Source organism: Nesterenkonia sandarakina (genome assembly GCF_014138825.1).
GTDB classification, from domain to species: Bacteria; Actinomycetota; Actinomycetes; order Actinomycetales; family Micrococcaceae; genus Nesterenkonia; species Nesterenkonia sandarakina.
In genome coordinates, this window is sequence record NZ_JACJIH010000001.1 from 1,798,691 (window position 1) to 1,822,792 (window position 24,102).

Annotated in this window: 23 protein-coding genes; 10 read left to right on the forward strand and 13 right to left on the reverse strand. The window is 69.1% G+C overall.

The annotated features are described in order from the left end of the window. Nucleotide 1: 1 nt before the first annotated feature. The gene (locus tag HNR24_RS08130; protein ID WP_058888809.1) at nt 2-391 is read left to right on the forward strand and encodes a phage holin family protein; all 390 of its coding nucleotides are present in this window, start codon (nt 2-4) and stop codon (nt 389-391) included. Here the strand turns inward: HNR24_RS08130 and HNR24_RS08135 are convergent. Then, nucleotides 347-1,852: an alpha/beta hydrolase family protein gene (locus HNR24_RS08135; protein WP_058888253.1), complete on the reverse strand. Its 1,506-nt coding sequence runs from the start codon at nt 1,850-1,852 to the stop codon at nt 347-349. The genes HNR24_RS08130 and HNR24_RS08135 overlap by 45 nt on opposite strands. A gap of 6 nt (nt 1,853-1,858) precedes the next feature. Further along, on the reverse strand, nt 1,859-2,323 hold the full coding sequence (locus HNR24_RS08140; RefSeq protein ID WP_058888252.1) for a hypothetical protein: 465 nt from the start codon (nt 2,321-2,323) through the stop codon (nt 1,859-1,861). A gap of 173 nt (nt 2,324-2,496) precedes the next feature. Here HNR24_RS08140 and purB point away from each other — a divergent pair, with 173 nt between their 5' ends. The 3 genes from purB (at nt 2,497) to HNR24_RS08155 (ending at nt 5,087) form a co-directional block, all read left to right on the forward strand. After that, nucleotides 2,497-3,942 (forward strand): adenylosuccinate lyase, encoded by a 1,446-nt coding sequence (gene purB / locus HNR24_RS08145; protein WP_182495526.1) that lies wholly within the window; start codon nt 2,497-2,499, stop codon nt 3,940-3,942. Between the two features lie 23 nt (nt 3,943-3,965). Continuing rightward, nucleotides 3,966-4,568 carry a sugar O-acetyltransferase gene (locus HNR24_RS08150; protein ID WP_310735408.1) on the forward strand — a complete coding sequence of 201 codons (603 nt, stop codon included), beginning with the start codon at nt 3,966-3,968 and terminating at the stop codon, nt 4,566-4,568. A gap of 108 nt (nt 4,569-4,676) precedes the next feature. Further along, nucleotides 4,677-5,087 carry a VOC family protein gene (locus tag HNR24_RS08155; protein ID WP_182495528.1) on the forward strand — a complete coding sequence of 137 codons (411 nt, stop codon included), beginning with the start codon at nt 4,677-4,679 and terminating at the stop codon, nt 5,085-5,087. Between the two features lie 57 nt (nt 5,088-5,144). Here the strand turns inward: HNR24_RS08155 and HNR24_RS08160 are convergent, their stop codons facing one another. From HNR24_RS08160 to idi, 6 genes are read right to left on the reverse strand one after another with little or no spacing between them, the layout of a single operon-like run. Continuing rightward, nucleotides 5,145-6,017 (reverse strand): prenyltransferase, encoded by an 873-nt coding sequence (locus HNR24_RS08160; RefSeq protein WP_182495529.1) that lies wholly within the window; start codon nt 6,015-6,017, stop codon nt 5,145-5,147. Next, the gene (locus HNR24_RS08165; protein WP_182495530.1) at nt 6,014-6,364 is read right to left on the reverse strand and encodes a lycopene cyclase domain-containing protein; all 351 of its coding nucleotides are present in this window, start codon (nt 6,362-6,364) and stop codon (nt 6,014-6,016) included. The genes HNR24_RS08160 and HNR24_RS08165 overlap by 4 nt, the downstream gene beginning before the upstream one ends. Beyond that, nucleotides 6,365-6,718, reverse strand: coding sequence for a lycopene cyclase domain-containing protein (locus tag HNR24_RS08170; protein ID WP_182495531.1), 354 nt, complete (start codon nt 6,716-6,718; stop codon nt 6,365-6,367). It abuts the gene before it with no gap. A 6-nt stretch (nt 6,719-6,724) separates the two neighbouring features. Next, the gene (crtI, locus tag HNR24_RS08175) at nt 6,725-8,377 is read right to left on the reverse strand and encodes a phytoene desaturase family protein (protein ID WP_182495532.1); all 1,653 of its coding nucleotides are present in this window, start codon (nt 8,375-8,377) and stop codon (nt 6,725-6,727) included. Beyond that, a complete protein-coding gene (locus tag HNR24_RS08180) occupies nt 8,377-9,252 on the reverse strand; it encodes a phytoene/squalene synthase family protein (RefSeq protein WP_058888247.1) in 876 nt (291 codons plus the stop codon). Before HNR24_RS08180 ends, crtI begins: the two co-directional genes overlap by 1 nt. Next, entirely contained in the window at nt 9,249-9,857 is a 609-nt protein-coding gene (gene idi / locus HNR24_RS08185; protein WP_182495533.1) for an isopentenyl-diphosphate Delta-isomerase, read from the reverse strand. Before idi ends, HNR24_RS08180 begins: the two co-directional genes overlap by 4 nt. Nucleotides 9,858-10,125: 268 nt before the next feature. Here idi and HNR24_RS08190 point away from each other — a divergent pair, with 268 nt between their 5' ends. The 5 genes from HNR24_RS08190 (at nt 10,126) to HNR24_RS08210 (ending at nt 15,786) form a co-directional block, all read left to right on the forward strand. Next, complete coding sequence (locus HNR24_RS08190; protein ID WP_182495534.1) at nt 10,126-11,601, forward strand: SDR family oxidoreductase; 1,476 nt, start codon at nt 10,126-10,128, stop codon at nt 11,599-11,601. 142 nt (nt 11,602-11,743) lie between these two features. Then, on the forward strand, nt 11,744-12,475 hold the full coding sequence (locus HNR24_RS08195; protein WP_246310339.1) for a fasciclin domain-containing protein: 732 nt from the start codon (nt 11,744-11,746) through the stop codon (nt 12,473-12,475). 174 nt (nt 12,476-12,649) lie between these two features. Next, entirely contained in the window at nt 12,650-13,258 is a 609-nt protein-coding gene (locus HNR24_RS08200; RefSeq protein ID WP_232301729.1) for a sigma-70 family RNA polymerase sigma factor, read from the forward strand. After that, nucleotides 13,255-14,061 (forward strand): anti-sigma factor, encoded by an 807-nt coding sequence (locus tag HNR24_RS08205; protein ID WP_182495535.1) that lies wholly within the window; start codon nt 13,255-13,257, stop codon nt 14,059-14,061. Before HNR24_RS08200 ends, HNR24_RS08205 begins: the two co-directional genes overlap by 4 nt. A gap of 45 nt (nt 14,062-14,106) precedes the next feature. Further along, nucleotides 14,107-15,786 (forward strand): molybdopterin-dependent oxidoreductase, encoded by a 1,680-nt coding sequence (locus HNR24_RS08210; protein ID WP_182495536.1) that lies wholly within the window; start codon nt 14,107-14,109, stop codon nt 15,784-15,786. A gap of 12 nt (nt 15,787-15,798) precedes the next feature. Here HNR24_RS08210 and HNR24_RS08215 read toward each other — a convergent pair whose 3' ends face one another. The 5 genes from HNR24_RS08215 to HNR24_RS08235 all read right to left on the reverse strand — a co-directional run bounded on the left by HNR24_RS08215 (nt 15,799) and on the right by HNR24_RS08235 (nt 22,915). After that, nucleotides 15,799-16,971, reverse strand: coding sequence for a pyridoxal phosphate-dependent aminotransferase (locus HNR24_RS08215; protein WP_182495537.1), 1,173 nt, complete (start codon nt 16,969-16,971; stop codon nt 15,799-15,801). Nucleotides 16,972-16,997: 26 nt separating this feature from the next. Continuing rightward, nucleotides 16,998-19,367, reverse strand: coding sequence for an ATP-binding cassette domain-containing protein (locus tag HNR24_RS08220; RefSeq protein WP_182495538.1), 2,370 nt, complete (start codon nt 19,365-19,367; stop codon nt 16,998-17,000). Between the two features lie 15 nt (nt 19,368-19,382). Next, on the reverse strand, nt 19,383-20,621 hold the full coding sequence (gene rlmN / locus HNR24_RS08225) for a 23S rRNA (adenine(2503)-C(2))-methyltransferase RlmN (RefSeq protein WP_157075445.1): 1,239 nt from the start codon (nt 20,619-20,621) through the stop codon (nt 19,383-19,385). 258 nt (nt 20,622-20,879) lie between these two features. After that, nucleotides 20,880-21,899 carry a siderophore-interacting protein gene (locus tag HNR24_RS08230; RefSeq protein WP_182495539.1) on the reverse strand — a complete coding sequence of 340 codons (1,020 nt, stop codon included), beginning with the start codon at nt 21,897-21,899 and terminating at the stop codon, nt 20,880-20,882. Then, the gene (locus HNR24_RS08235; RefSeq protein ID WP_259392427.1) at nt 21,896-22,915 is read right to left on the reverse strand and encodes an ABC transporter substrate-binding protein; all 1,020 of its coding nucleotides are present in this window, start codon (nt 22,913-22,915) and stop codon (nt 21,896-21,898) included. Before HNR24_RS08235 ends, HNR24_RS08230 begins: the two co-directional genes overlap by 4 nt. A gap of 117 nt (nt 22,916-23,032) precedes the next feature. Between HNR24_RS08235 and HNR24_RS08240 the strand changes: the two genes are divergently transcribed. Continuing rightward, entirely contained in the window at nt 23,033-24,094 is a 1,062-nt protein-coding gene (locus HNR24_RS08240) for a FecCD family ABC transporter permease (protein ID WP_182495541.1), read from the forward strand. Nucleotides 24,095-24,102: the final 8 nt, after the last annotated feature.

Sequence of the window (24,102 nt, forward strand, 5' to 3'; positions counted from 1 at the left end):
CGTGAGAATCCTACTGGCAATTATTTTGAATGCCCTGGCCCTCGCCGCCGCGGCCTTCGTCATTCCCGGCATCTACATGGACGGCGCCGAACAGGGCACCGGTGCGACCATCCTGGCCTTCCTCTTCGTCGGGGCCGTCTTCGGTCTGGTCAACGTGGTGATCAAGCCGATCATCTCGCTGCTCTCGCTGCCGATCACCTGCCTCACCCTGGGGCTCTTCGCCGTGGTCATCAACGCCGGCATGCTGATGCTCACCGCCTGGCTGACCTCCTGGACTCCAGTGCACTTCGTGGTGGAGGACCTCTTCTGGAGCGCGGTCCTCGGGTCCATCGTGGTCTCCCTGGTCTCAGCGCTGCTCAACCAGTTCATCCTGCGCCCGCTCAACACCTGAGGCGCCGCGCTCGGGGAACTTCTGCAGCCGGCCCGCGAGTTCCGTCACGGCCGCCTCGAGCTGCGCCACCCCCTCGGAGTCCCATTCGGTGGAATAGACCCGGGCCTGAGGATCCCCGCGAAGTGACTCGTCGAGCTCTTCGAGCTGGGCCCGCTGACCCTCGTCCAGATGTGCGGGGGCCTCGTCCTGCAGCCGGGCGATGGCGTCGATGTTGTGGGTGAAGCTGTGGCTGGCCCCGAAGATCCCGCCGGGCTGCGCCGCGGGGTCCTGGTGCTCGTAGGTGACCCGGATCCGATCGGCGGAGAGTTCACCGGGCCCGCCGAGCAGGCCCGGCACCGGGTCATTGGCGTCCTGGAAGCTGGTGGTCCGGATGCCGGGGAGCGTGGCTCCCGCCCGGTTCGGCGCGGCCACCGTGGCGACCTGGGAGATCCGATACTTCTTCGCCAGGGCACCGCCGGAGGCGATGTTCAACGCGTGCAGCCCGCCCAGGGAATATCCGGTGATGACCAGCTCGTCGCCTGGCAGCGCTCCGGAGTCCTCCAGCGCCTGATCGATCACGCCTTGGAGGTGCGCGGAGTCGTTGGTCCCCGCGTCCAGGAGGCTGTTGAGGCCGCGCCCTGCGCTGAGATCCAGCTCGCCGGCGGCCAGGCCATCGAGATCCAGCTCCGCAAGCTCCTCGGGCAGCTCGAGCCCGGGGATGTGGATGACGTGACGCGGACGTTCGCCCGGCTGCTCCCGTGAGGAGATGCTGAAGTCTCCGAGCGCGGCGACCTCGGCCTGGGCCTGCAGGTGCTCGCTGAGCCGTTCCACCGGTTCACCGGGCAGGGCCTGGGTCTGCGGACTCAGCGTCTGGGTGCTCTCACGGGAGACCCGGCGGGCCTTCTCCAGCAGTGACTGGGTGACCAGTCCGAGCCCCTCCCCGGAGGCCCGCAGCATCGGGTGTTTCCTGGCGAGCAGGCTCAGCAGCAGCTGCGAGCCCTGACCCAGGCTGACCAGCGCGGTGCGACCCCATGCGTCGGCGAGCGCCTTGTCTCCCTGCGGATCCAGCAGGTGCGGCTGGATCTCGGGGAACTGCGCGAGGTGGCGCGCGGTGCCCAGCGCGGCCGCCAGCTGCGCCTCGGTCTCCCGGTAGCGCTCCTGGGCGGTGCGCACCGCCTGGGCCGTCTGCTCCATGGCGAAGACCCCCGCCGCCGTCTCTGCGAGGCTGATCCCCAGCTGCGCACCCAGCAGCGGGATCCGCCAGTGCAGCGCGAGCGCGGACCCGGAGCCGAAGAGCTCGGCGCTCAGAGCTCCCAGCGCGTCGCGCTGCTCCTCAGCGATGCTGCTGGCCACACTCAGCCCCTGGGCGGCGACCAGCAGACTCTCCAGCACCAGGTTCACCTCCGTGGGCCCCCCGTGGGCCTGCACGGTGAACTCACGCGGGGCGGGCCCGCCGAAATGGTCCTCGGTGATCACGAACATCGCAGCTCACCGGTCCGCTGCGGCCAGATGAGCCAGCGGGAGCCCGCCACAGGACTCCACGAAATCCAGGAACCCCTTGGCGCTCTGCGATGCGCCCCGGGCGCCGTGGATCAGTTGCTCCCGGTGACCCTCGGCTGCCATGGCGGGCAGGGCCTGCTCTGCGGCGTCCACCGCGAGAGCCAACAGACGCGCGAGGTGAGCCTGCTCGCGCAGGTCTGCGGCGATCACCCGCGCAGCGACGGACATCTCCAATGCCCGTGACTGCCGCCGCCGGCACTGCTCGACGTGGTGGAAGGTCAGCGCGGTGAACGCCTGCGCCGCGGGCGAGCGCCATTGCAGCTGCTCACACCCGGCGAAGACCGCCCGCACACAGGCATCGCCGTGCTCGACGACCTCATCCAGCCGCCGGGCCGCCTGCTCATAGTGCTCTGCCGCCTCGTCGAACTGCTGTGCCGCCCGAGAGAAGATCACGCCTGATCACTCCTTGTGCCTGGGGATTCGCGAGGCCCGCTGCTCCCGCTGAGAGTGATCAATCTAGGCACGGCAGCCGCTGGGCTTCCCGGCGCCGCGGCGCTGGTGGAAGACCCGTGACGGCGGCGTCGTCGTCGCCGGGACTGGGGAAAACTCATGAAAGAATCGACGCCATGGCCAACTCCACTGATGCTTCCGCCGCGACCACCGACTCTTCGAACCGCGTCCGGCTCGCCGATGCGCAGCCGCAGATCGCGCTGGGCGCGCTGGACGGGCGCTACCGCAGCGCCGTGGCGCCGCTGGTGGATCACCTCTCCGAGGCGGCGCTGAACCGGCACCGGCTCCACGTGGAGGTGGAATGGTTCATCCACCTCTGCGCCGAGCAGGTGCTCTCCGGGCTCCCCACCCTCACAGAGGAGCAGGTCAGCGGGCTGCGCGGCATCGTCACCGAGTTCGGCACCGAGCAGCTTCAGGAGCTAGGCGCCATCGAGGCGCAGACCCACCACGATGTGAAGGCCGTGGAGTACTTCATCGCGCGCCGCCTGGAGGGGCTGGGGCTGAGCGAGCTCACCCCGCTGGTGCACTTCGCCTGCACCAGCGAGGACATCAACAACCTCTCCTACGCGCTGGGGATCCGCGACGCCGTGGCCGAGGTCTGGCTGCCCGCCGCCCGCACCGCCCTGGACGGACTGGCCACGCTGGCCCAGGACGCCGCCGAGGTGCCGATGCTCTCGCGCACCCACGGACAGCCTGCCACCCCGACCACGCTGGGCAAGGAGGTCGCGGTCTTCGTGCACCGGCTGCGCCGGCAGCTGCGCCGGATCGAGTCCCAGGAGTTCCTGGGCAAGATCAACGGCGCCACCGGCACCTACGCGGCGCACCTGGCCGCCGCGCCCGAGGCGGACTGGCCGTCACTGGCGCAGCGCTTCGTGGAGAAGCTGGGTCTGACCTTCAACCCGCTGACCACCCAGATCGAGTCCCATGACTACCAGGCCGAGCTCTACGCGGACATGGCCCGGTTCAACCGGATCCTGCACGGGCTCTGCGTGGACGTCTGGAGCTACATCTCGATCGGGTTCTTCCGGCAGATCCCGGTGGCCGGCGCCACCGGCTCCTCCACCATGCCGCATAAGGTCAACCCGATCCGGTTCGAGAACGCCGAGGCCAACCTGGAGATCTCCAACGCGCTGCTCGACGCGCTGGGCGCCACCCTGGTGGAGTCCCGCTGGCAGCGCGACCTCACCGACTCCTCCGGTCAGCGCAACATCGGCACCGCGATCGGGCACTCGGTGCTGGCGCTGAGCAACATCAGCAAGGGACTCAAGCAGCTCGACGTCGCCGCGGAGGTGATCGCTGCGGATCTCGACGCGAACTGGGAGGTCCTCGGCGAGGCCATCCAGACCGTGATGCGCGCCGAGGCGATCGCCGGGGTCGCGGGCATGGAGGACCCCTATGAGCGGCTCAAGGAGCTCACCCGCGGTCGCCGGGTGGACGCCGAGAAGCTCAAGCGGTTCGTCACCGGACTGGGACTGAGCAAGGACGCCGAGGCTCGACTCGCCCAGCTGACCCCCGGCAGCTACACCGGCCTGGCCGCTCACCTCGCCCGAGAGTTCGGCTGATCGAGCGCATGGACCACGGAGCCGTGGACCAGAAAGACTTCGACCACGGGCCCTTCGCCGATGACCACCGGAGCCAGTACCAGCGGCTGCGCGACGGACACTGGTACCGGGCCGATGAGGAGATCCTGCAACGGGCCTTCGCGGCGCATCAGCTGGCGCACCGCTACAGCCAGGCTGCATCCCAGGGTGAGGACGACGACGCCGCCGCCCTGCTGCCCCAGCTGATCGGTGAGCTCGGCGAGGACGTGGCGATCCGTCCCCCGCTCTCAGTGGACTATGGCGCGCATATGTCCATCGGTGACCGGGTCTTCATCAACACCGGCCTGGTGGCTCTGGACGTCGCTCCGATCCGCATCGGCGCAGACTGCCTGCTGGGTCCCAATGTGCAGCTGCTGACCCCGATCCACCCGTTGGAGCCGGGCCCGCGCCGGGCCAAGTGGGAGTCCGCGGAGCCGATCACGCTCGAGGAGAACGTCTGGCTCGGCGGCGGCGTCATCGTCTGCCCCGGGGTCACCATCGGCCGCAACGCCGTGATCGGCGCCGGCTCCGTGGTCACCCGCGACATCCCCGCGAACTCCGTGGCGGTGGGAAACCCGGCACGGGTCATCCGGTCACTGCAGAGCTGAGCCGCACCCGCGCGGCGTCCGGTTCGCGGGGCCTGCAGCACTTCCGCTGGACGCGCGGTCAGGTCAGAATGGCGGGGTCAACCTGAGATCCCCCATGAAAGGCTCGTCATGACCATCGGCCTGACCCCCTACCTGCAGTTCCCCGGAACCGCCCGCCACGCCCTGGAGTTCTATCACTCGGCCCTTGGCGGAGAGCTGGAGATGATGACCTTCGGCCAGGGCATGGGCGCTGAGGATGAGACCAAGGATCTGATCATGCATGGGTCGCTCTTCCTCGACCGTGGGATGCATCTGATGGCAGCCGATGCGCCTCCAGGGATGACCAGCGTGCTGGGCACGGTCTCGCTGAGCAACAGTGAAGCCGACGACGCCGAGCATGCGACCCTGGTGCAGTGGTGGGAGAAGCTCTCTGAAGGGGCGCAGGTCACCGAGCCCCTGGCGAAGTCACCCTGGGGCGACACCTTCGGGATGCTCACGGACAAGTTCGGGGTCCCGTGGATGGTCAACGCCTCTCACTGATTCCGAACCGCCCCGCCTCACCCTGCTCCACCACGGCCTGCTCCACCACACCGCGCTTCACCACACCCAGATCAGCAGCATCGTGCCGAGGAACCCGCAGCCGTAGTTCAGCCAGATGAAGCGGCGCCACGCGGCGTTCACCCCGGCCGAGGTCGCATCGGTGACGTTGAACCAGGGCAGGGAGATCGCCATATAGGGGACCACCAGCAGCGCCGCGAGCGGGGTGGGCCATGGCGCCAGGAGCAGCAGCACACCGGCGCCGGCCCAGAGCAGCACCGCCATCCGCACCGTGGGCCGCGCCCCGATCGCGGTCGCCACCGAGGAGATCCCGCCCTCCCGGTCGGGCACCACGTCCTGGACCGCACCGAAGGCATGGGCGGCCATTCCCCAGAGGAAGAACGCGGCCAGGATGATCATCACGGTGGGACTCGGGGTGTAGCCGACCCGGTCGTGGGCGAGCGCGAAACCGACCACGGCAGGGCTCACGAAGTGCGTGCTGGAGGTCACCGAGTCCAGGAACGGACGCTCCTTGAACCGGAGCCCCTTGACCGAATAGGCGGCGACGGCGAACAGGCTCACCAGCATCGCGGCCCAGGTGGCGGGACCGCCGCCGAGCATCAGCAGCAGCGCCGGCGGCAGTGTGCTCAGCGCAGAGATCCACAGCACGGTCGAGTGCAGCGAGGGATCCAGCAGCGCGCCCTCGATGCCGCCCTTGCGCGGGTTGCGCAGGTCAGATTCGTAGTCGAAGACGTCGTTGATCCCGTACATCGCCACGTTATAGGGGACCAGGAAGAACAGCGCGCCGAGCACCAGCACCCAGTCGAGCTCGCGCGTCGCGAAGAGATACGCCGCGGCGAAGGGGAACGCCGTGTTGATCCAGCTGAACGGGCGTGAGGACAACAGCAGCTCGCGGATCAGGCCCACGTTCATCGGCGTCCCCGCCCGGGGCGGGGCTGGACCCTGGGCCCGGGCCGGTCAGCGGCGCGGGCGAGCTTCCGACGCCGCATCAGATGCCACAGAGCAGGCAGCCCCAGCACCGCGGCCAGCGAGTAGCTGAAGTCCTCCAGCGGAGCCAGGCCCAGGTAGAGGCCCATCAGCTGCTCGTGGCCGTAGCGCACGATGTCCAGGCCGATGATCACATTGTCGAACACCGCGGTCAGGCTCAGCAGGACCAGGGTCGTCAGGCCCACCGCGCCCCAGTGGATCTCGCGGCGCAGCAGCACCGCGGCGAGCACCGCCGGCACCATGAAGGCCAGGCTCAGCCACAGGTACGCCATTCAGGACACCCCCGCACTGGGTGTGCTCGAGCGGCGCTGCGCCCGGTGACTGAGGAGCTTCGCAGCACCGGTGTAGATGATCATGGTGCACAGGCTCAGAAACGCCAGGAACACCGGCTCCTCCAGCGGCATCTCAGGTCCGAGCACCACCCCGGTGAGGTAGCGGCTCTCCCCCATCAGGAAGATCCCCAGTCCTATCCCGGCGAAGTCCCAGAGCAGGAAGAAGACGACGCCGAGCAGGGTCACCAGCGTGGCCACGCGCGGATCCGCGAAGAAGAAGAGCCGGAAGCGCCGATCGATGAGCAGCATGCAGAAGGCGGCTCCCAGCAGTCCGGCCAGGTAGAGGAAGGACACGCTCGCTCAGCCCGCCTTCCCGCCAGCGCGGGTTTCCAGAGTGCCGGCGCCCAGGGAGTCCGGGCGCAGCGGGCCGGCGCTGTAGTCGCGTCGCAGATGCTTGAGCACCAGCTCCGCGCTGATCAGGCACATCGGCACCCCGATGCCCGGCGCCACGGTGCCTCCGGCGTAATAGAGGCCGCGCACCTTCGGTGAGACGTTCTGCGGGCGGAACATCGCGGACTGCCGCAGCGTGTGCGCCTGTCCCAGCACCGAACCCCGCCAGGAGTTGTAGTCCGCCGCGAAATCGGCCGGGCCGATGGTCTCGCGCAGCACGATCCTCTCTTCGAAGTCCTCGATCCCCGCCCAGCCGCCGATCTGCTCGATCGCGGCCTGTGCGATCTGCTCCACGGCCGGGTCACCGGCGCCGTCGCGGCCGCCCGCACCCAGGGAGACGTCGGCGGGGACCGGGATCAGCACGAAGAGGTTCTCATGGTCCTCCGGCGCCAGACCCGGCTCGCTTGCGCTGGCTCGGCAGACGTAGGAGGAGGCCGGCGTCGGGACGGAGGGGTTCTCCCCGAAGATGGACTCGAAGTTCGCCGTCCAGTCCTGGGTGAAGAACAGCGAGTGGTGGGCCAGCTCGGGGAGCTTCCCGCGCACGCCCAGCATCACCAGCACTGCGCCGGGGCCGGAGGTGACCTTGTCCCACCAGCTCTCGGGGTAGCTGCGGTCCACCTCGGCGAGCAGGGCGGTCTCGGTGTGGTGCAGATCGGCCGCGGAGACCACATGATCGGCGTGCTCGGTGTGCACGGTGCCATGCTCGTCGCGCCAGCGCACGCCCGTGGCGACGCGCTGTCCGCCGGTCTTGAGCCGGGAGCCGAACCCGGTGCGCGGTGAGGCTTCGGTGAGGATCTCGATGACCTCCGCGCCGGTGGTGATCTGGGCTCCCGCACCCTCAGCAAGCCGTCGGAAGCTCGCCAGGACCTCCCAGAATCCACCCATCGGGTAGCGCACGCCGTCGTCGAGGTCCAAGGCGCTCATCAGGTGGTACATGGCCGGGGCGTCCTGCGGGCGGGTGCCAAGGAAGACCGCGGGGTAGCCGAGGATCTGGCGCAGCACCGGGTGCTTGAACCGGCGCTGCACGAAACGTTCCAGCGAGGTCAGCAGCAGCTGCGCGAGCTCAGGCGCGGACTTGAGCACCTCGGGCACCGCCAGGTTGTTCAGCCGCTTGAACGGGTTGTAGAGGAAGCGCCGCTCGGCGATCGCGGTGGTGCGCTTGGCGGAGGCGATGTACTTCTCCAGGGCCGGGCCGCTGCCAGGTTCCAGCTCCTCGAAGAGTGCCCGGACCCGCTCCGCACCCTTGGGCAGATCCACCGGGGCAGGGGGCGCCTGGCCGGGTTCGGGCTCGGAGTAGACCCGGTAGGCGGGGTCCAGGTCCACCAGCGTGAGCTGCTCGGCCGCGGTGGTGCCCATCAGGTTGTAGAAGTGTTCGAACACCGAGGGCATCAGGTACCAGGAGGGCCCGGTGTCGAATCGGAAGCCGTCCTCCGCCAGCATCCCGGCGCGGCCTCCGGTCCGCTTCCCCTTCTCCAGGACCAGGACGTCATGGCCTTCTCGGGCCAGCAGCGCGGCGCTGGCAAGTCCGGCGACTCCGGCGCCGATCACTATGGTGCGAGGCATCAGTGGGTCTCCAGTCGTGTTCTCAGGGCGGCCCGGGCGGCCAGTCCTGCTTTGCAGGCGTTGGAGACCCGGACCCGGGAATGGTAGAGCTCCTCGACCGGGGTCACCGCGATCTTCTCCAGCAGCGCTTCGAAGAGTGCGCAGGCGCTGCGCACCGCGGTGCGCGCATCGCGCGGCAGCAGCGGCATGGCGGCGCGGGCATCGGCGAGCTGGAGCCGGACCGTGTTCACCCACTGTTGGCGCTGGGCCTCGGTCATCCCGGTCCCGCCGCCCAGATAGTCGCGTCCGAGCTCGCCGGTGTCCTCTGCCAGGTCGCGCAGGAAGTTGATGTTCTGGAACGCCGCTCCCAGCGCCCGTGCCCCATGGACCAGGGTCTTGCGCTCCGCCGGTGTGGGCTGCTCCTCGCGCAGGAACACCTGCAGGCACATCAGCCCGATCACCTCGGCGGAGCCGTAGACGTAGTCCTGGTGCTCGGCGGCGCCATAGGCGGCAGGTTCCAGATCGGCACGCATCGAGTCGAAGAACGGGTCGATCAGATCCGCTCCGATCTGCGCCTCCAGAGCGGTGCGCGCGAAGGCATGCACCACCAGGTCGGTGCTGTAGCCGCGCTGCAGCGCGCGGCGGGTCTCCTCGGCGTAGTGCTCCAGCGCTTCGGCCTTCTCAGCCGGGTCCAGGCCGGCGGCGCTGGCGGCGCCGTCGACGACCTCGTCGGCCACCCGCACCAGGGCGTAGAGGCTGCGCACATGGCTGCGGTGGCGCGGCCCGAGCAGCTTCGTGGCCAGTCCGAACGAGGTCGAGTAGGAGGAGATCACACGATCCGCCGCAGCACGGGCGGTCTGGGTGAAGTGCTCGGCCGGATCGACGGGTGCGCTCACGCGGGGGCACCCCAGCCGGGCCGCGGCGCGGGGCTGTTCTGATCTGCGGCGTCGGGCTGATCTGCGGGCTCGCGCTGCGCGAGGGCGGCGAGCTGCTCGACCATCCAGGGGCTGAACGCGTAGGGCGCCTCCGCCACGGCCCGCTTCAGCGCCTCGGCGTCCACCCATTGCCACTGGCTGACCTCAGCATCCGCCGGGGTGAGCTCTGAGTCCAGCACCGCAGTGAAGACCGGGCAGATCTCGTTCTCGACGACACCGCTGGCGTCCACCGCGCGATACCTGAACTCCGGCAGCAGCGGGCGGATCTCGGTGAGCTCGGCGCCGAGCTCGTCGCGGGCCCGACGGCGCACCGCCTCGGTGAGCTCCTCCCCCATGCCGGGGTGCCCGCAGAAGCTGTTGGTCCACACACCCGGCCAGGTGGTCTTCGACAGCGCCCGGCGGGTGAGCAGCAGCCTGCCCGCGGCGTCGAAGAGGTAGCAGGAGAAGCCCAGGTGCAGCGGGGTCTCGGCAGTGTGCACCGTGGCCTTAGGGGCCGAGCCGACGGGCGCACCTGCCTCGGAAAGGAGAACGACGTGTTCCTCGGTCGAGGACGTGCCTGAGGTCATGGATCGAGCATAGCTACCCGAGCCGCCCGCCCGCGGGACACATGACCGTCGCGGCGTGGATAAGACGCGCCCGTGACGCCTGTGCGACCCACTCGGGACGCCGGGGCGAGCCCGCCGAGCACCGCCGAGATCGCCGAGCAGGGGGCGGAATGACTCGGGGTGACTTTCACAGAGTCCACCGAGACGTCGGTGTTAGATTGGCCGGGACGTGCCGCGGCAGGTCAGGACTGTCCGGCCGCGGAGATCTTCGAGCGAGGATGTGGGCCAGATGGCAACAGCAGCGGTGACCGGAGCGACGGGGTATATCGGAGGGCGGCTGGTGCCACAGCTGCTCAGTGCAGGACATGAGGTGCGCGTGCTCACCCGCCGGGCGGATGCGCTGCGCGATGTCCCGTGGCGGGACGAGGTCACCGTCGTCGAAGGTGACCTGACCGACCCCGAGGCGGCCCGTGAGCTCTGCGAAGGCGCCGACACGGCGTACTTCCTGGTGCACTCGATGACCTCCGACCGCAGCTTCGAGGAGCTCGACGAACGTTGCGCCGAGGTGCTGGGCGGCGCCGCCAAGGCTGCCGGCGTCGACCACATCGTCTACCTGGCAGGTCTGCACCCGGACGCGAACGAGGGCGAGCTCAGCGCTCACCTGCGCTCGCGGGTCCATGTGGGCGAGGTGCTGGAGTCCAGCGGTGTGCCCACCCTGACCCTGCAGGCCGGACTGGTGATCGGTTCCGGCTCCGCCAGCTTCGAGATGATCCGCCACCTCACCGATGTGCTCCCGGTGATGCCGGCCCCGAAGTGGGTGCTGAACCAGATCCAGCCCATCGCCGTGCGCGATGCGCTGCACTATCTGACCCGCGCCATGGACATCGAGCTGAGCGAAAGCGTCCGCGCCGACATCGGTGGGCCAGATGTGCACAGCTACGCCGAGCTGATGAAGATCTACGCCCGCACCGCTGAGCTCAACGAGCCGCGAGTGATCGCGCTGCCGGTGCTCACCCCCTGGCTCGCCGCGCAGTGGGTCAACCTGGTCACCCCGATCCCGCGCACGCTGGCCATCCCGCTGGTGGAATCGCTCCAGCATGACTGCGTGGTCAAGGACCACGTCATCGACGACATCATCGCCCCGCCCCAGGAGGGGCTCACCGACTATGAGACCTCTGTGCGGCTGGCTCTGGACAAGATCTCCGCCGATCGGGTGGAGACCACCTGGGCCGCGGCGCACCCGCTGGACGTGCCCTCGGAATCGCTGCCCTCGGACCCGGACTGGACCGGACGCTCGGTGTTGGTCGATGAGCGTGAGCGGCTCTCCACCGCCTCACCTGACGCGGTCTTCGCGATCATCGAAGGCATCGGCGGAGAGACCGGATACTTCTCGCTCTCTCGGGCCTGGGCGCTGCGGGGACTCGCGGACAAGCTCGTCGGCGGGGTCGGCATGGGCCGCGGCCGGCGCAGCCGGGGCCAGCTCGCACTCGGTGACACCCTCGACTGGTGGCGGGTGGAGGACCTGGAGCGCGGCAGGCTGCTACGCCTGCGCGCAGAGATGAAGGTGCCCGGTCAGGCGTGGCTCGAGTTCATGGTGGAACCGGAGGGGACCGGCTCGCGCTACCGGCAGCGAGCGATCTTCTTCCCGCGCGGCCTCGCCGGTCGGGCCTACTGGCTCGGGGTGACCCCGTTCCACGCGATCATCTTCCGCAAGATGGCGGCCCGGATCCTCGCCGAGGCCGGGCAGTCGAGCACGCGCAGATGACCCGGATCTGACCCTCGGGAAAGTTTTTCAACAAATCACCATCCGATCCTGTCCCCGCTCCGAACTCTGCGTACATGGCCTGGTCGATACCCCGACCAGAGGCCGTGACACAGACCAAGTGCGATCAACAGGAGATTCAGTCATGAAGACCGAGATGCGCAAGACCTCGTCCCTGCTCGGAATCGGCATGGTGGCCCTGCTGGGCCTCAGCGCCTGCGGCGGCGACGCCGAAGAGCCGGCAGCAGAGTCCGACCAGGAGATGACCGAGGAGACCATGGAGTCAGAGGCTCCCATGGATGAAGAGACCGAGTCCATGGAGTCCGAGGAGCCCATGGATGAGGAGTCGGAGTCCATGGACGAGGCTGATCCGGCGGCCAACCTGGTCGGCGCCAGCTGTGCCGACTACGCCGAGCAGGTCCCCGAGGGCGACGGCTCGGTCGAGGGCATGGCCCAGGATCCGGTGGCCACCGCCGCCTCGAACAACCCGATGCTGACCACGCTGACCGCGGCAGTCTCCGGCGAGCTGAACCCCGATGTGGACCTGGTGGACACGCTCAACGGTGACGAGTTCACCGTGATCGCTCCCACCGATGACGCATTCGCCGCCATCCCCGAAGAAGACCTCAACGCTGTGGTCGAGGATGCCGACATGCTCACCGATGTGCTGACCTACCACGTCATCCCCGGCCAGCTCTCCCCCGATGAGATCGCCGGCGAGCACGAGACCGTCAACGGCGCCACCGTGACCGTCGAGGGCGAAGGCGACGATCTGATGTTCGACGAGGCCGGCCTGGTCTGCGGCGGCGTGATGACCGACAACGCCACCGTCTACATGGTCGACGCCGTGCTGATGCCAGCAGCTGCCGAGGAGTGATCCTCGCTGGGCTCGGTCACCGCTGAGCGCTCCTGAGCAGTTCTGAACGACCCGGCGGCGCCGCGCAACCACCCTGATCTCGGGATGCGGGCGCCGCCGTCGTCAGTTCATGCACCAGCTGCAAGACGCCAGTCGATGCGAAGGTCTCCGCCCAGGATGTGGCATCCTGTTGGGATGCAAGAGATGGGCAGGTCCGGGTCAGCGGCCGACGGCGCGCAGATTCCGGTGGACGGCTCAGCGGATCCCTGCGGCGATCTGCTGCTGCGGATCCAGCAGGGCGACGAGCGGGCCTTCGAGCAGCTCTACCGCGACCAGGGCTCGATTCTGTTGGCGACTGCACTTCGGGTGCTGCGGAATAGATCCCTGGCGGAGGAAGTTCTCCAAGAGATCTTCACCGAAGTCTGGATCAACGCCAACAGCTACCGGCCGAACGCCGGAAGCGGACGGGCCTGGCTGACCACGATGTGCCGGCGTCGAGCGATCGACCGGGTACGAGCGGTCCAGGCCCAGCAGAACCGGGACTTCACCCAGGGGGTGAAGCAGGCTCACGAACACGAGCCAGATGTCCAGGACTCAGTCCTCACACAGGTGGAGGCAGATCGGGCGCGCACCGCGCTGCAGAGACTCCCCGAAGAGCAGGCCACCGCGATTGCGATGGCCTACTACCAGGAACTGTCTCACTCAGAGATCGCCACGCGACTCGATGTGCCACTCGGGACAGTGAAATCCAGAATACGAGACGGCATGCGAAGACTCAGGGCCCAGTTAGGAGGTGCCGGATGAACGCCGATCGCGAATACTTAGCAGCCGGCCTTGCCCTCGGGACCCTGGCCGATGCCGAGATGCTCCAGGCCCTCGACCTCGAGGCCACCGACCCCAGCTTCGCCGAGGAGGTCCAGTCCTTCAGCGAGACGCTGGGACTGCTGGCCGAGTCCGATGACGCCATCGCGCCCAGCCCAGAGACCGAAGCGGCGATCCTCGCCATCCCCCGGCTGCACCAGCAGGCGGCTGACCCGGTGCCAGAACCCGCGTCAGCCCCTGTGCCAGAGCCCGCGTCAGCCCCTGACGCACAGCAGGAGCAGCAGGAGCGCCCGGCTGCGGCGTCGCGGTCGCGCCGACCGGCCACGATGCTCTTCGCGCTGGCCGCCTCCACCTTGCTGCTGCTCTCCGCGGTCCTGGCCGGAGCGCTGATCAACCAGCAGCAGGACACCACCGAGATCCAGGAATCGCTGACCGTGGCGGAGGCGGAGCGCGAGCGCACCCAGCGTCTGCTCAGCGCCTCAGATCTGGCCTTCACCGAGGCAGAGGCGACCGTGGGCGGACGGCTGACCCTGGCGTACTCGGTCTCCGAGCAGATGCTGCACCTGACACCTCACGACATGCCCGAGCTCAGCGAGGACCAGACCATGCAGCTCTGGCTGATCGATGAAGAGGGCCCGCACAGTGCCGGACTGATGACCGGCACCAGCACCGAACTGCTCACGGACCTCTCCATGGACGAGGACATGACCTTCGGCGTCACCGTGGAACCGGCGGGCGGCTCCGAGGCCCCCACCAGCGACCCCGTGGTTCTCGCGGATCTCTGACCCGGTCCACCCATCCGAGTGCCGCCTCGGCTACGAACTCAAGACATGACTGAGACAGTGCACGAGACGCCCGGCATCCAGGAACCAGCCGCAGGCCGAGATCCTCGGCGTCGGCGTGACCTGATCCCACACCTGCTGGCAGGTGTCCTTGCCGCGGCGATCTTCCTTGGCCTGGCGGATCTCATCTCCAGGCTCTTCGGTCCCGCCTCCTCTCCGCTGGTCTCGCTGGGCTCCACGATCATCACGCTCTCACCGAGCTGGCTGCAGGACTTCGCGATCTCCTACTTCGGGAGCAACAACAAGCTGGTGCTCTACCTGAGCATGGGAATCGTGGGGATGATCCTGGCGGCCCTGATCGGGGCCCTGGCCCGGCGCAGCCTGCGCCTGGCCGTGATCGTGTTCTCCGCGGTCGTGGTGACCCTGCTCGTCGTGGTGCTGCTGCGTCCCGAGAGCTCGCCGCTGGACGCACTGCCGACCCTGATCGGCGGCGGCCTCGGCATCGCGAGCCTGCTGCTGCTCAGCGGTGCGGCCACGGGCTTCACCCGCGCCTCCCAGGCCGACCGTGCTGGCTCGAGCGCTGGCTCATCCACAACCCCCTCCACTGAATCATCCGCTGCCGACCGCACCAGCACCGAGGATGAGCGCGCCCATTCGCGGCGCCGCTTCCTGGGCCTGGCAGCCGCCGGCACCGCCATCGCTGCGGGCTCGATCACCTTCGGCCGCTCGGTCAACGCCTTCGGCGTCGGCGCCGGGGAGGCCGCAGCACGGCTGGTCCTGCCCACCCCCGCGGTGCCCGCCCCAGCGATCCCGGCCGGGGCCAGCGTCGGAGTGGACGGGGTCGCACCGTTCATCACCCCGAACAACGACTTCTACCGGATCGACACCGCCCTGGTGGTGCCTGAGCTCTCCCCCGAGGACTGGACGCTGCGGATCCATGGCCTGGTCGAGGAGGAGATCACCATCGACATGGCCGAGCTGCTCGACCTGCCGCTTCAAGAGCACCACATCACCCTGGCCTGCGTGTCCAACCCCGTGGGCGGGGACCTGCTGGGCAACGCCACCTGGCTCGGCTACCCGATCCGGGAGCTGCTCGCCCGGGCCCGCCCGCTGGGCGAGGCCGATATGGTGCTCTCCCGCTCCATCGACGGCTGGACCGCCTCCACCCCGCTGGAGGTGCTCACCGATGAGGACCGCGCCTGCCTGCTGGCGGTGGGGATGAACGGCGAGCCGCTTCCCGCCCAGCACGGCTACCCGGCTCGGCTGGTGGTGCCGGGCCTCTACGGCTACGTCTCGGCCACCAAATGGGTCACCGAGCTGGAGGTCACCCGCTTCGATGCGCAGACCGCGTACTGGACCGATCGCGGCTGGGACGCCGAGGGCCCGATCCTGGTCGCCTCGCGGATCGACGTGCCCCGCCCGCTGGCCCGCGTGGACAGCGGCGAGGAGCTCGTCGTCGCCGGTACCGCCTGGGCCCAGCACGAGGGTGTCGCCGAGGTGGAGGTGCGCCTGGACGACGGGGACTGGGAATCTGTGGAGCTCGCCGATGAGGTCAACATCGACACCTGGCGGCAGTGGCGGCACACCTTCGCCGATGTCAGCTCCGGACGACATGCAGTGACCGTGCGCGCGATCAACGCCGCCGGGGAGACCCAGACCGATGAGCGCCGGGATCCGATCCCCAATGCCGCCACCGGTCAGCACCGGATCGAATTCAGTGTGGACTGAGCGGACTCATGCCTAGACGGCCTGGAATGCCAGGATCCGGCGCAGTCCCTCCGCGACAGCCTGCTCCCCCGGGGCCAGGCTGAGCCGGATCCAGTGCTGCCCGGCCACCGGATCGAAGTCGGTGCCCGGGACGACGGCGACACCGGCACCCTCCAGCAGGGCTGCGCAGTAGGCCGGTGAATCACCGAAGCGCTCGAGCTGCTCGCCCAGATGCGCGTAGACGTAGAAGGCGCCGTCGGCCGGGGCGACCTCGCCCCAGCCCAGCTGTGGGATCAGGTCAAGCACCCGCTCGCGCGCTGCGGCATAACCGCTGACCTGGGAGGCGGCGAAGTCGAGCGAAGCCGGGGTGAACGCCTGGACCGCCGCGAGCTGCGTGGCGTGCGGCGGGCACAGTGACACGTTCCCGGCGAGCCGGGACACCGGGTCCACCAGGTGCTCCGGGAGCACCATCCAGCCCAGCCTCCAGCCGGGCATCCCCCAGTATTTCGAGAAGGAGGAGATGACCACCGGATCCTCCCCCATCTCGGTGGCGCTCACGTTCTCGGACCCGTAGCTGATCCCGTGATAGATCTCATCGCTGATCAGCTGGACCCCGTGCTCGACGCACCACGCGGCGAGCTCTTCCAGCTGTGCCCGCTGAACCATGGTGCCGGTGGGGTTCGCCGGTGAGGCGAGGATCAGTCCGGCCAGGGAGTTCCCGGCGTCGAGCTGCTCCTGCAGCTGTGCGATCGTGGGCTGGAACCGCTCTTTCGGGCCGCAGTCCAGGTCCACCACCTCGATGCCGAGCGCGGTGAGGATGTTGCGGTAGGCGGGGTACCCGGGGCGCGCCAGCGCGACCCGGTCTCCCGGGTCGAAGGCCGCCAGGAAGCTGAGCATGAAGGCCCCCGAGGAGCCGGTGGTCACCGCGATCCGCTCCGGCGGCACAGTGACCCCGTACCAGCTTCCGTAGTGCTCTGCGATCGCCTCGCGCAGCGGGGCGATTCCCATGGCCGCGGTGTAGTTCAGCACCGTGTTGCTGGCGTGGATCGCCGCGGCCGCCTGGTTGACCGCCACCGGGGCGCCGGAGCCGGGCTCCCCCGCGGTCAGGGAGACGACGTCCTTCCCGGCGGCGCGCATCGCATCGATCCGCGCCAGGATGCTCATCACCTCGAAGCCGGGGACCTGTGATCTCTGCGAAGGCATCATCGCTCCAGCCTATCCAGACGCAACGATCACCCGGCGACGTAGCGCGCCAGGTGCTGCGCGGTGAGCGTCTGCGCCTGAGCGATCAGCTGGGCCGGGGTGCCGGTGAAGACCACCCGGCCGCCGTCGCTGCCTGCCCCTGGCCCCATGTCGATGATCCAGTCCGCATGAGCCATCACGGCCTGGTGATGCTCGATCACCACCACGGAGGTTCCGGAGTCCACCAGCCGGTCGAGCAGGCCCAGCAGGTTCGCCACATCAGCCAGGTGCAGCCCGGTGGTGGGCTCATCCAGGACGTAGACCCCGCCGGGGTCGGCCATCTTCGTGGCCAGCTTGATCCGCTGCCGCTCACCCCCGGAGAGCGTGTTCAGCGGCTGCCCCAGCCGCAGGTAGCCCAGGCCGACGTCGGAGAGTCGGGTCAGGATCTTCATCGCGGCCGGGACGCGGGCGGCCCCGGCGGAGAAGAACGCCTGCGCCTGGTCCACCGAGAGGTTGAGCACCTCGCTGATGTTCTTGGCTCCGCTGTGCTCGTCGCCGAGCGTGTATGCCAGCACCTCGCGCCGGAAGCGGCGGCCCTCGCAGTCCTCACAGGGGCTCGCCACCGTCTCCATGACGCCCAGTTCGGTGTAGATCACCCCGGCGCCGCCGCAGGTGGGGCAGGCGCCCTCGGAGTTCGCGCTGAACAGTGCCGGCTTGACCCCGTTGGCCTTGGCGAAGGCCTTGCGGATCGGCTCCAGCAGCCCGGTGTAGGTGGCGGGGTTCGAACGCGAGGAGCCTTTGATCCCGCTCTGGTCGATGAAGGTCACTCCCTCCCGTCCGGCGAGGCTGCCCTCGATCAGCGTGGACTTTCCCGATCCGGCCACTCCGGTGATCACGGTGAGCACCCCGGTGGGGATGTCCACATCGACCTCGCGCAGGTTGTTGCGCCGGGCTCCGCGGATCTGCATCTCCCCGGTGGCCGAGCGGACCTGGTCCTTGACCTGCGCCCGGTAGTCCAGGTGCCGGCCGGTGAGGGTGTCGCTGCCGCGCAGCTGCGCCACGGTGCCCTCGAAGCACAGCTCCCCACCGGCCTCCCCGGCCCGCGGGCCCAGGTCCACCACGTGGTCGGCGATCTCGATGGTTTCCGGCTTGTGCTCGACCACCAGCACAGTGTTGCCCTTATCGCGCAGTCGCAGCAGCATCGTGTTCATCCGGTCGATGTCATGCGGATGCAGCCCGATGGTGGGCTCGTCGAAGACATAGGTGATGTCGGTCAGCGCGGATCCCAGGTGACGGATCATCTTCACCCGCTGCGCCTCGCCGCCGGAGAGCGTACCGGCCGGCCGGTCCAGGCTGAGGTAACCCAGCCCGATCTCGATGAAGTGCTCCACGGTCTCCAGCAGCGAGGCACGCAGCGGAGCGACTCCGGGCACCTCGAGCTCGCGCAGCCATCCGGCCAGGTCGCTGAGCTGCATCGCGCAGACCTCGGCGATGTTGCGGCCCTGAACGGTCACCGAACGGGTGAGCGCGCTCAGCCGGGTCCCTTCGCACTCCGGGCAGGCCACGAAGGTGACCGCGCGGTCCACGAACGCCCGGATATGCGGCTGCATCGCGTCGCGGTCCTTGGCGAGCATGGACTTGCGCACCTGTGGGACCAGGCCCTGATAGGTCATGTTGATCCCGCTCATCTTGACCTTCTCCGGCTCGCGGTGCAGCAGGTCGTGGCGCTCCTGCTCGGAGTAGTCGCGCACCGGCTTGTCCGGATCGAAGAAGCCAGATTCGGAGTAATACCGCACCGACCAGCCCCCGGCCTTGTAGCCGGGCACCGTGATGGCGCCCTGGTTCAGCGAGAGCGACTCGTCGATCAGCTGGGCGACGTCGATGTCGTTGATCTGGCCGCGGCCGTCGCAGCGCGGGCACATGCCACCGGTGATGCTGAACTCGCGGCGCTCCTTGGTCTTCTCTCCGCCGCGCTCAAAGCTGACCGCACCGGCCCCGCTCGCGCTCGCGACGTTGAAGGAGAAGGCCTGCGGGCCGCCGATCTGCGGCTCCCCGATCCGGCTGAACAGGATCCGCAGCAGCGTGTTGACGTCGGTGACGGTGCCCACGGTGGAGCGGATGTTCGCGCCCAGGCGCTCCTGGTTGACCACGATCGCCGCGGTCAGGCCCTGCAGATCCTCCACCTCGGGCCGGCTCAGGCTCGGCATGAAGCCCTGCAGGAACGCGCTATAGGTCTCGTTGATCATCCGTTGGGACTCCGCGGCGATGGTCCCGAAGACCAGCGAGGACTTTCCCGAGCCGGAGACCCCGGTGAAGACGGTCAGCGCCCGCTTCGGGATCTGCAGGCTGAATCCCTTGAGATTGTTCTCCCGCGCACCGATGACCTCGATGACGTCGTGGGGGCGCGAGGTGTCGCTCATCTCAGTCCTCTCCGGTCACTCTTCCGCCGCGGCGAGCTGGCCGCAGGCGCCGTCGATCTCCTTGCCGCGGGTATCACGCAGCGTGGTGGGCACTCCGAGGGACTCGAGCCGGTTCACGAAGGCCCGCATCACCTCCGGCTCCGAGGAGGTCCAGATCGAGCCCGGAGTCGGGTTCAGCGGGATCGGGTTCACGTGCACCCAGCCGCGGCCGCGGGCGTTGAGCTTCTCGGCCAGCAGCTCGGCGCGCCACTGGTGGTCGTTCATGTCCTTGATCAACGCGTACTCGATCGAGACTCGACGCCCGGTGGTCTTGTAGTAGTGGTACGCGGCGTCGATGGCCTCATCGGCCTTCCAGCGCGAGTTCACCGGGATCAGCTCATCGCGCAGCTCATCGTCGGGCGCGTGCAGGCTCAGCGCGAAGGTGATCGGCAGGTTCTCATCGGCGAGCTTGCGGATCGCCGGGACCAGTCCCACGGTGGAGATGGTGATCCCGCGGGCGCTCATGCCCAGGCCCTCCGGGGCGGGGTCCACCATGCGGCGCACGGCGTTCATCACGCGCTTATAGTTCGCCAACGGCTCGCCCATCCCCATGAAGACGATGTTGGAGACCCGCTGCGGGCCCACCGAAGAGGACGACGACGCGCCCTTGCCCGCCGCTGCCGATTCCTCGGACTCGGCGAAGTCGGTCTCCTCGCCCAGGGCTGCGTGATCCTGCTCCTCGGCGAGCTCGGCCGCATTCGGGGCGTCGAGCTCACCGGCGGCGATCACCCGGTTCGCCTGGACGATCTGGTCCACGATCTCAGCCGAGGACATGTTGCGGGTCAGCCCGTTCTGTCCGGTGGCGCAGAAGGGACAGTTCATCCCGCAGCCGCACTGCGAGGAGATACACAGCGTGATCCGGCTGCGGTAGCGCATCAGCACCGACTCGACCATGGCACCGTCGAAGAGCCGCCAGAGGAACTTGATCGTGGCGCCGTCGTCGGTCTTGAGCCGGCGGACCTCGGTGAGCAGCGGCGGCAGGAACTCCTCCACCAGCTGTTCGCGGGTCTCCGCGGGCAGATCGGTCATCTGCTCCGGGTCGGAGGTGTAGTGCCGGAAGTAGTGCACCGAGAGCTGCTTGGCGCGGAACCCAGAGATCCCCAGCTCCTTGGCGCGATCGGTGCGCTCATCCAGGGTCATGTCCGCCAGATGCTTCGGCGGCTGCTTGACCTTGGGCTGGGCGAACTGCAGCTTCGGTCGCCCCTCGGCGTCCATGGGCTGCTGCCAGCCCTCCGCCTTGGGCCGGATCTGCGGGCGCGCGGCCTCCGAGGAGGGACCCGAGGCTGCCGTCCGGGGCGCCCCGGCGGCGCTGCGGGCGGCAGCCGACTTGGGCGCGGAGATCTTCGGCTCACGCTCGTCGCGGGAGCGGACTTCGTTGCGGGGATTCTTGGGATTTGCCATCCCTGCAAGTCTCCCATGGGCGCGAGTCCGGCGCACTACGTCCCCGGGGGTAGGGCCGAGGCCGCCCAGCGCTCAGCTGGCGCGGCCCTGCTTCCAATAGCCCATGAAGGAGACCTGCTTCCGGCTGAGCCCGACATCCTTGACCAGGTGACGGCGCAGGCCTGTGATGACACCGGCCTCACCGGCCAGCCATGCGTACTCGCGGAAGCCATTGGCGTCCCCGACCTCCCAGAGCAGATCGTCTTCGCCGAGCTCCGCGAGGTCCTCGGCGCCCGAGGGTGCTCCCACCGGTTCACCGCGGGCGGGCTGCCAGGAGGCGCGGCGCTGGGCGAAGATCTCCGCGCGCCGCCGGCCCCAGTTCTGCACGGCACTGGTCAGCGGAGCGCCGCGGGCGGCGCCCTCTCGGGGCAGCCAGAAGATCTCCACCCCGGAGCTGTTGGCCACGTCGAGGGCATCCGCGCGCGTGGGGATCTCCAGGTACGCCTCGCCGTGGACCCGCTCGGGCAGCATCTCCAGGATCGCGCAGATCGCGGGCACCGCCGTCTCATCGCCGGCCAGCAGGACATCGCGCGCGGTATGCGGATCGAACTCGATCCCGCCGCCGACCCGGGTGGACCGGCCGTCCGGGCCGATGATCACCAGCTCGTCGCCGACCTCGGCGCGCATCGCCCAGGCCGAGGCGGGACCCTCGGTGCCGTGGACCACGAAGTCCACATCGATCTGCTGCGCCCACGGGCGGATGGCTCGCACCGTGTAGGTCCGGATCGGGTTGCGCTCGGCGTCGGGGAGCTGACGCCAGGTGGTGTACCACTGCATCATCTCCGGCTGCGGCTGCTCGAAGAGCCCCAGATCAGGCAGCGTGCCGTCGGCGCGGGGCAGCAGCAGCTTGATCCGCTGGTCCAGCCCGCCGGTGTGGAAGTGCCGCAGCTCCTCGGCCTCGAGTGTGAAGCGCAGATAGTTCGGGCTCAGCCGCTGCACCCGTGCCACCACGGTGGCGTAGGCGCGCTGCGGATTCAGCGTGGCGGGGTCGACGGCGTCGTCATCTCCAACAGCACGGTCGGCCACCGCGGCGAGGCTTGAGCGCAGACTCATTGACCCAGGATCTCCTCGAACTCGGCGCTGAGCTCATCGAGCGCGTAGATCTGCGCCTCGGGGGTGCCCAGCGAGAAGGCGTTGGCGAGGTCTCCGGTGACCACCAGCTCGCGGCCGTCCTCGACGGCGGGAATGCTCGTCCACCCCGCATCCTCGGTGATCTCGGTCTCCTCGATGAAGATCGGGAACCCGAGGAGCAGGTCTGCGTCGAGCAGCTCGAGCTGCTCATCGGAGATGTTCACGCTGAACTCCCCCTCGTCACCGAGCTCGGCGATCTCTGGGTTCTGCTCGAACCCGAGGTCCTCCATGAAGGCGACTCGGCCGTCGGCTGCGGTGTAGGCGCCCCAGCCCTCGGCGGTGCGGGAGGCCACCGTGGCGGTCTGGCCCTCCCATTCCGGGTTCTCCTCGACGGCGGCGGCGAAGGCCTGCTCCTGCTCGGCGAGCATCTCCTCGCCCGCCTCTGGCTGGCCCAGTGCGGCGGCGATCATCGTCACCTGGTCCTCGGACTCGGTCAGGTAACCCGCTCCGCCGGGGGCCACGCCGACCGTGGGGGCGATGGAGCTGAGCCGGTCGTAGCGCGCCTGTTCGCCCGAGCTGCGCACGTCCAGGATCAGATCCGGCTCCAGGGCGGCCACCGCCTCATAGGAGAGCTCCAGGGTGCCGAGGATCTCCGGGGATTCGGTGTAGGTGTTCTCCACCCAGGGCCCGATCCCGTCCGGATCCTCGAAGCCCAGCCAGTCCGAGGCGCCGACTGGTTCGACTCCGAGGTCCAGTGCCACCTCGGCGTCGCCCCAGCCCAGGGCGACGACGCGCTCGGGTGCCTCTTCGATGGTGACCTCGCCGAACTCGGTGTCGATGGTGGCCGGGTAGGTCCCGCTGGACGCCCCGGCGTCCTGACTCGCGTCCCCGCCTTCTGCGCTGCCGCTGTCCTGCCCGGATGAGTCCGCGCAGCCGGAGAGCAGAAGGGCGGCTGCGGCGCCGAGGGCGAGGCCAGTGAGACGACGAGATCCGTGCAAGAGGATGCTCCTTGTGATGAAAGGATATGAGGATGGCCTGTTGACCACTCCCCCAGAATAGAACAAATTAGAGCACGAGACAGTATCCATTTCCCACTAAGGCGAGACTCATCCGGCATGACCGCTGAATCCGGCACGCTCAGACGCCCCGGGCTGCACCCGCATGCCCTGGGCCGCAGCGCCACGCCGCGCACCACGCTGGCCCTGCTGCTCGGGCTCCTGGTCCTGGGGCTGCTGTGCCTGGCCAGCGTGAGCATCGGCAGCCGCGGCATCGGAATGGACACGGTCTGGGCGGCGTTGAGCGGCGGGGAGGTCAGCGCGACAGACCGGCACGCGGTGCTGGGCCTGCGGGTGCCAAGGACATTGGCCGCCGTCGTCGTCGGGGCCGCGCTGGCGGTGGCCGGGGCGCTGATGCAGTCGCTGACCAGGAACCCGCTGGCCGAGCCAGGCCTGCTCGGGGTCTCCGCAGGCTCGGCCTTCGCCGTGGCGATTGCGATCGTCGGCTTCGGCATCACCTCCCCGCTGGGCTATATCTGGTTCGCCCTGGCCGGGGCGTTCTTCGCGACCGTGGCCGTGGCGCTGATCGGCGGGATGTCCGCGGGCAAGGTTGACCCGATGCGGATGGTCCTGGCCGGGGTCGCACTCTCCGCGGTGCTCTCCGGGGTCATCGGCGCCCTGCGCCTGTCGGACCCGCGCACCTTCGGCGCGCTGCAGGTGTGGGAGGCCGGGATCCTCGCCGGTCGCGGACTCGACGTGACCCTGACCGTGGCACCGCTGGTGCTGCTGGCCCTGATCGTGGCGCTGCCCCTGGGCAAGGGGCTGAACACGCTGGCGCTGGGCGATGAGCTGGCGGCCGCACTCGGGGTCTCGCTGTGGAAGACCCGGGTGCTGAGCATCCTGGCGATCACCATCCTGGCCGGAGGCGCGGCCGCGATCGCCGGGCCGATCGCCTTCATCGGGCTGATGGTCCCGCATGCCGCCCGCTTCTTCGCCGGCGCCGATCAGCGCTGGGTGCTGCTGATCTCACTGGTCTTCGGCCCGATCCTGATGCTCACCGCGGACATCGTGGCTCGACTGATCGTCTGGCCCGGCGAGATGCCAGTGGGTCTGGTGAGCGCGCTGCTCGGCGCCCCGGTGCTGGTGCTGCTGATCCGCCGACGCAGGGCGCTGAAGCTATGAGGGGCGGG

Excerpts from the sequence above, each read along its gene's own strand:
- HNR24_RS08135 (WP_058888253.1), bottom strand. The coding sequence starts at position 1,852 with ATGTTCGTGATCACCGAGGACCATTTCGGCGGGCCCGCCCCGCGTGAG.
- purB (WP_182495526.1), top strand. The coding sequence starts at position 2,497 with ATGGCCAACTCCACTGATGCTTCCGCCGCGACCACCGACTCTTCGAAC.
- HNR24_RS08155 (WP_182495528.1), top strand. The coding sequence starts at position 4,677 with ATGACCATCGGCCTGACCCCCTACCTGCAGTTCCCCGGAACCGCCCGC.
- HNR24_RS08160 (WP_182495529.1), bottom strand. The coding sequence starts at position 6,017 with ATGAACGTGGGCCTGATCCGCGAGCTGCTGTTGTCCTCACGCCCGTTC.
- HNR24_RS08165 (WP_182495530.1), bottom strand. The coding sequence starts at position 6,364 with ATGGCGTACCTGTGGCTGAGCCTGGCCTTCATGGTGCCGGCGGTGCTC.
- crtI (WP_182495532.1), bottom strand. The coding sequence starts at position 8,377 with ATGCCTCGCACCATAGTGATCGGCGCCGGAGTCGCCGGACTTGCCAGC.
- idi (WP_182495533.1), bottom strand. The coding sequence starts at position 9,857 with ATGACCTCAGGCACGTCCTCGACCGAGGAACACGTCGTTCTCCTTTCC.
- HNR24_RS08190 (WP_182495534.1), top strand. The coding sequence starts at position 10,126 with ATGGCAACAGCAGCGGTGACCGGAGCGACGGGGTATATCGGAGGGCGG.
- HNR24_RS08195 (WP_246310339.1), top strand. The coding sequence starts at position 11,744 with ATGAAGACCGAGATGCGCAAGACCTCGTCCCTGCTCGGAATCGGCATG.
- HNR24_RS08200 (WP_232301729.1), top strand. The coding sequence starts at position 12,650 with ATGCAAGAGATGGGCAGGTCCGGGTCAGCGGCCGACGGCGCGCAGATT.
- HNR24_RS08205 (WP_182495535.1), top strand. The coding sequence starts at position 13,255 with ATGAACGCCGATCGCGAATACTTAGCAGCCGGCCTTGCCCTCGGGACC.
- HNR24_RS08210 (WP_182495536.1), top strand. The coding sequence starts at position 14,107 with ATGACTGAGACAGTGCACGAGACGCCCGGCATCCAGGAACCAGCCGCA.
- HNR24_RS08215 (WP_182495537.1), bottom strand. The coding sequence starts at position 16,971 with ATGATGCCTTCGCAGAGATCACAGGTCCCCGGCTTCGAGGTGATGAGC.
- HNR24_RS08220 (WP_182495538.1), bottom strand. The coding sequence starts at position 19,367 with ATGAGCGACACCTCGCGCCCCCACGACGTCATCGAGGTCATCGGTGCG.
- rlmN (WP_157075445.1), bottom strand. The coding sequence starts at position 20,621 with ATGGACGCCGAGGGGCGACCGAAGCTGCAGTTCGCCCAGCCCAAGGTC.
- HNR24_RS08230 (WP_182495539.1), bottom strand. The coding sequence starts at position 21,899 with ATGAGTCTGCGCTCAAGCCTCGCCGCGGTGGCCGACCGTGCTGTTGGA.
- HNR24_RS08240 (WP_182495541.1), top strand. The coding sequence starts at position 23,033 with ATGACCGCTGAATCCGGCACGCTCAGACGCCCCGGGCTGCACCCGCAT.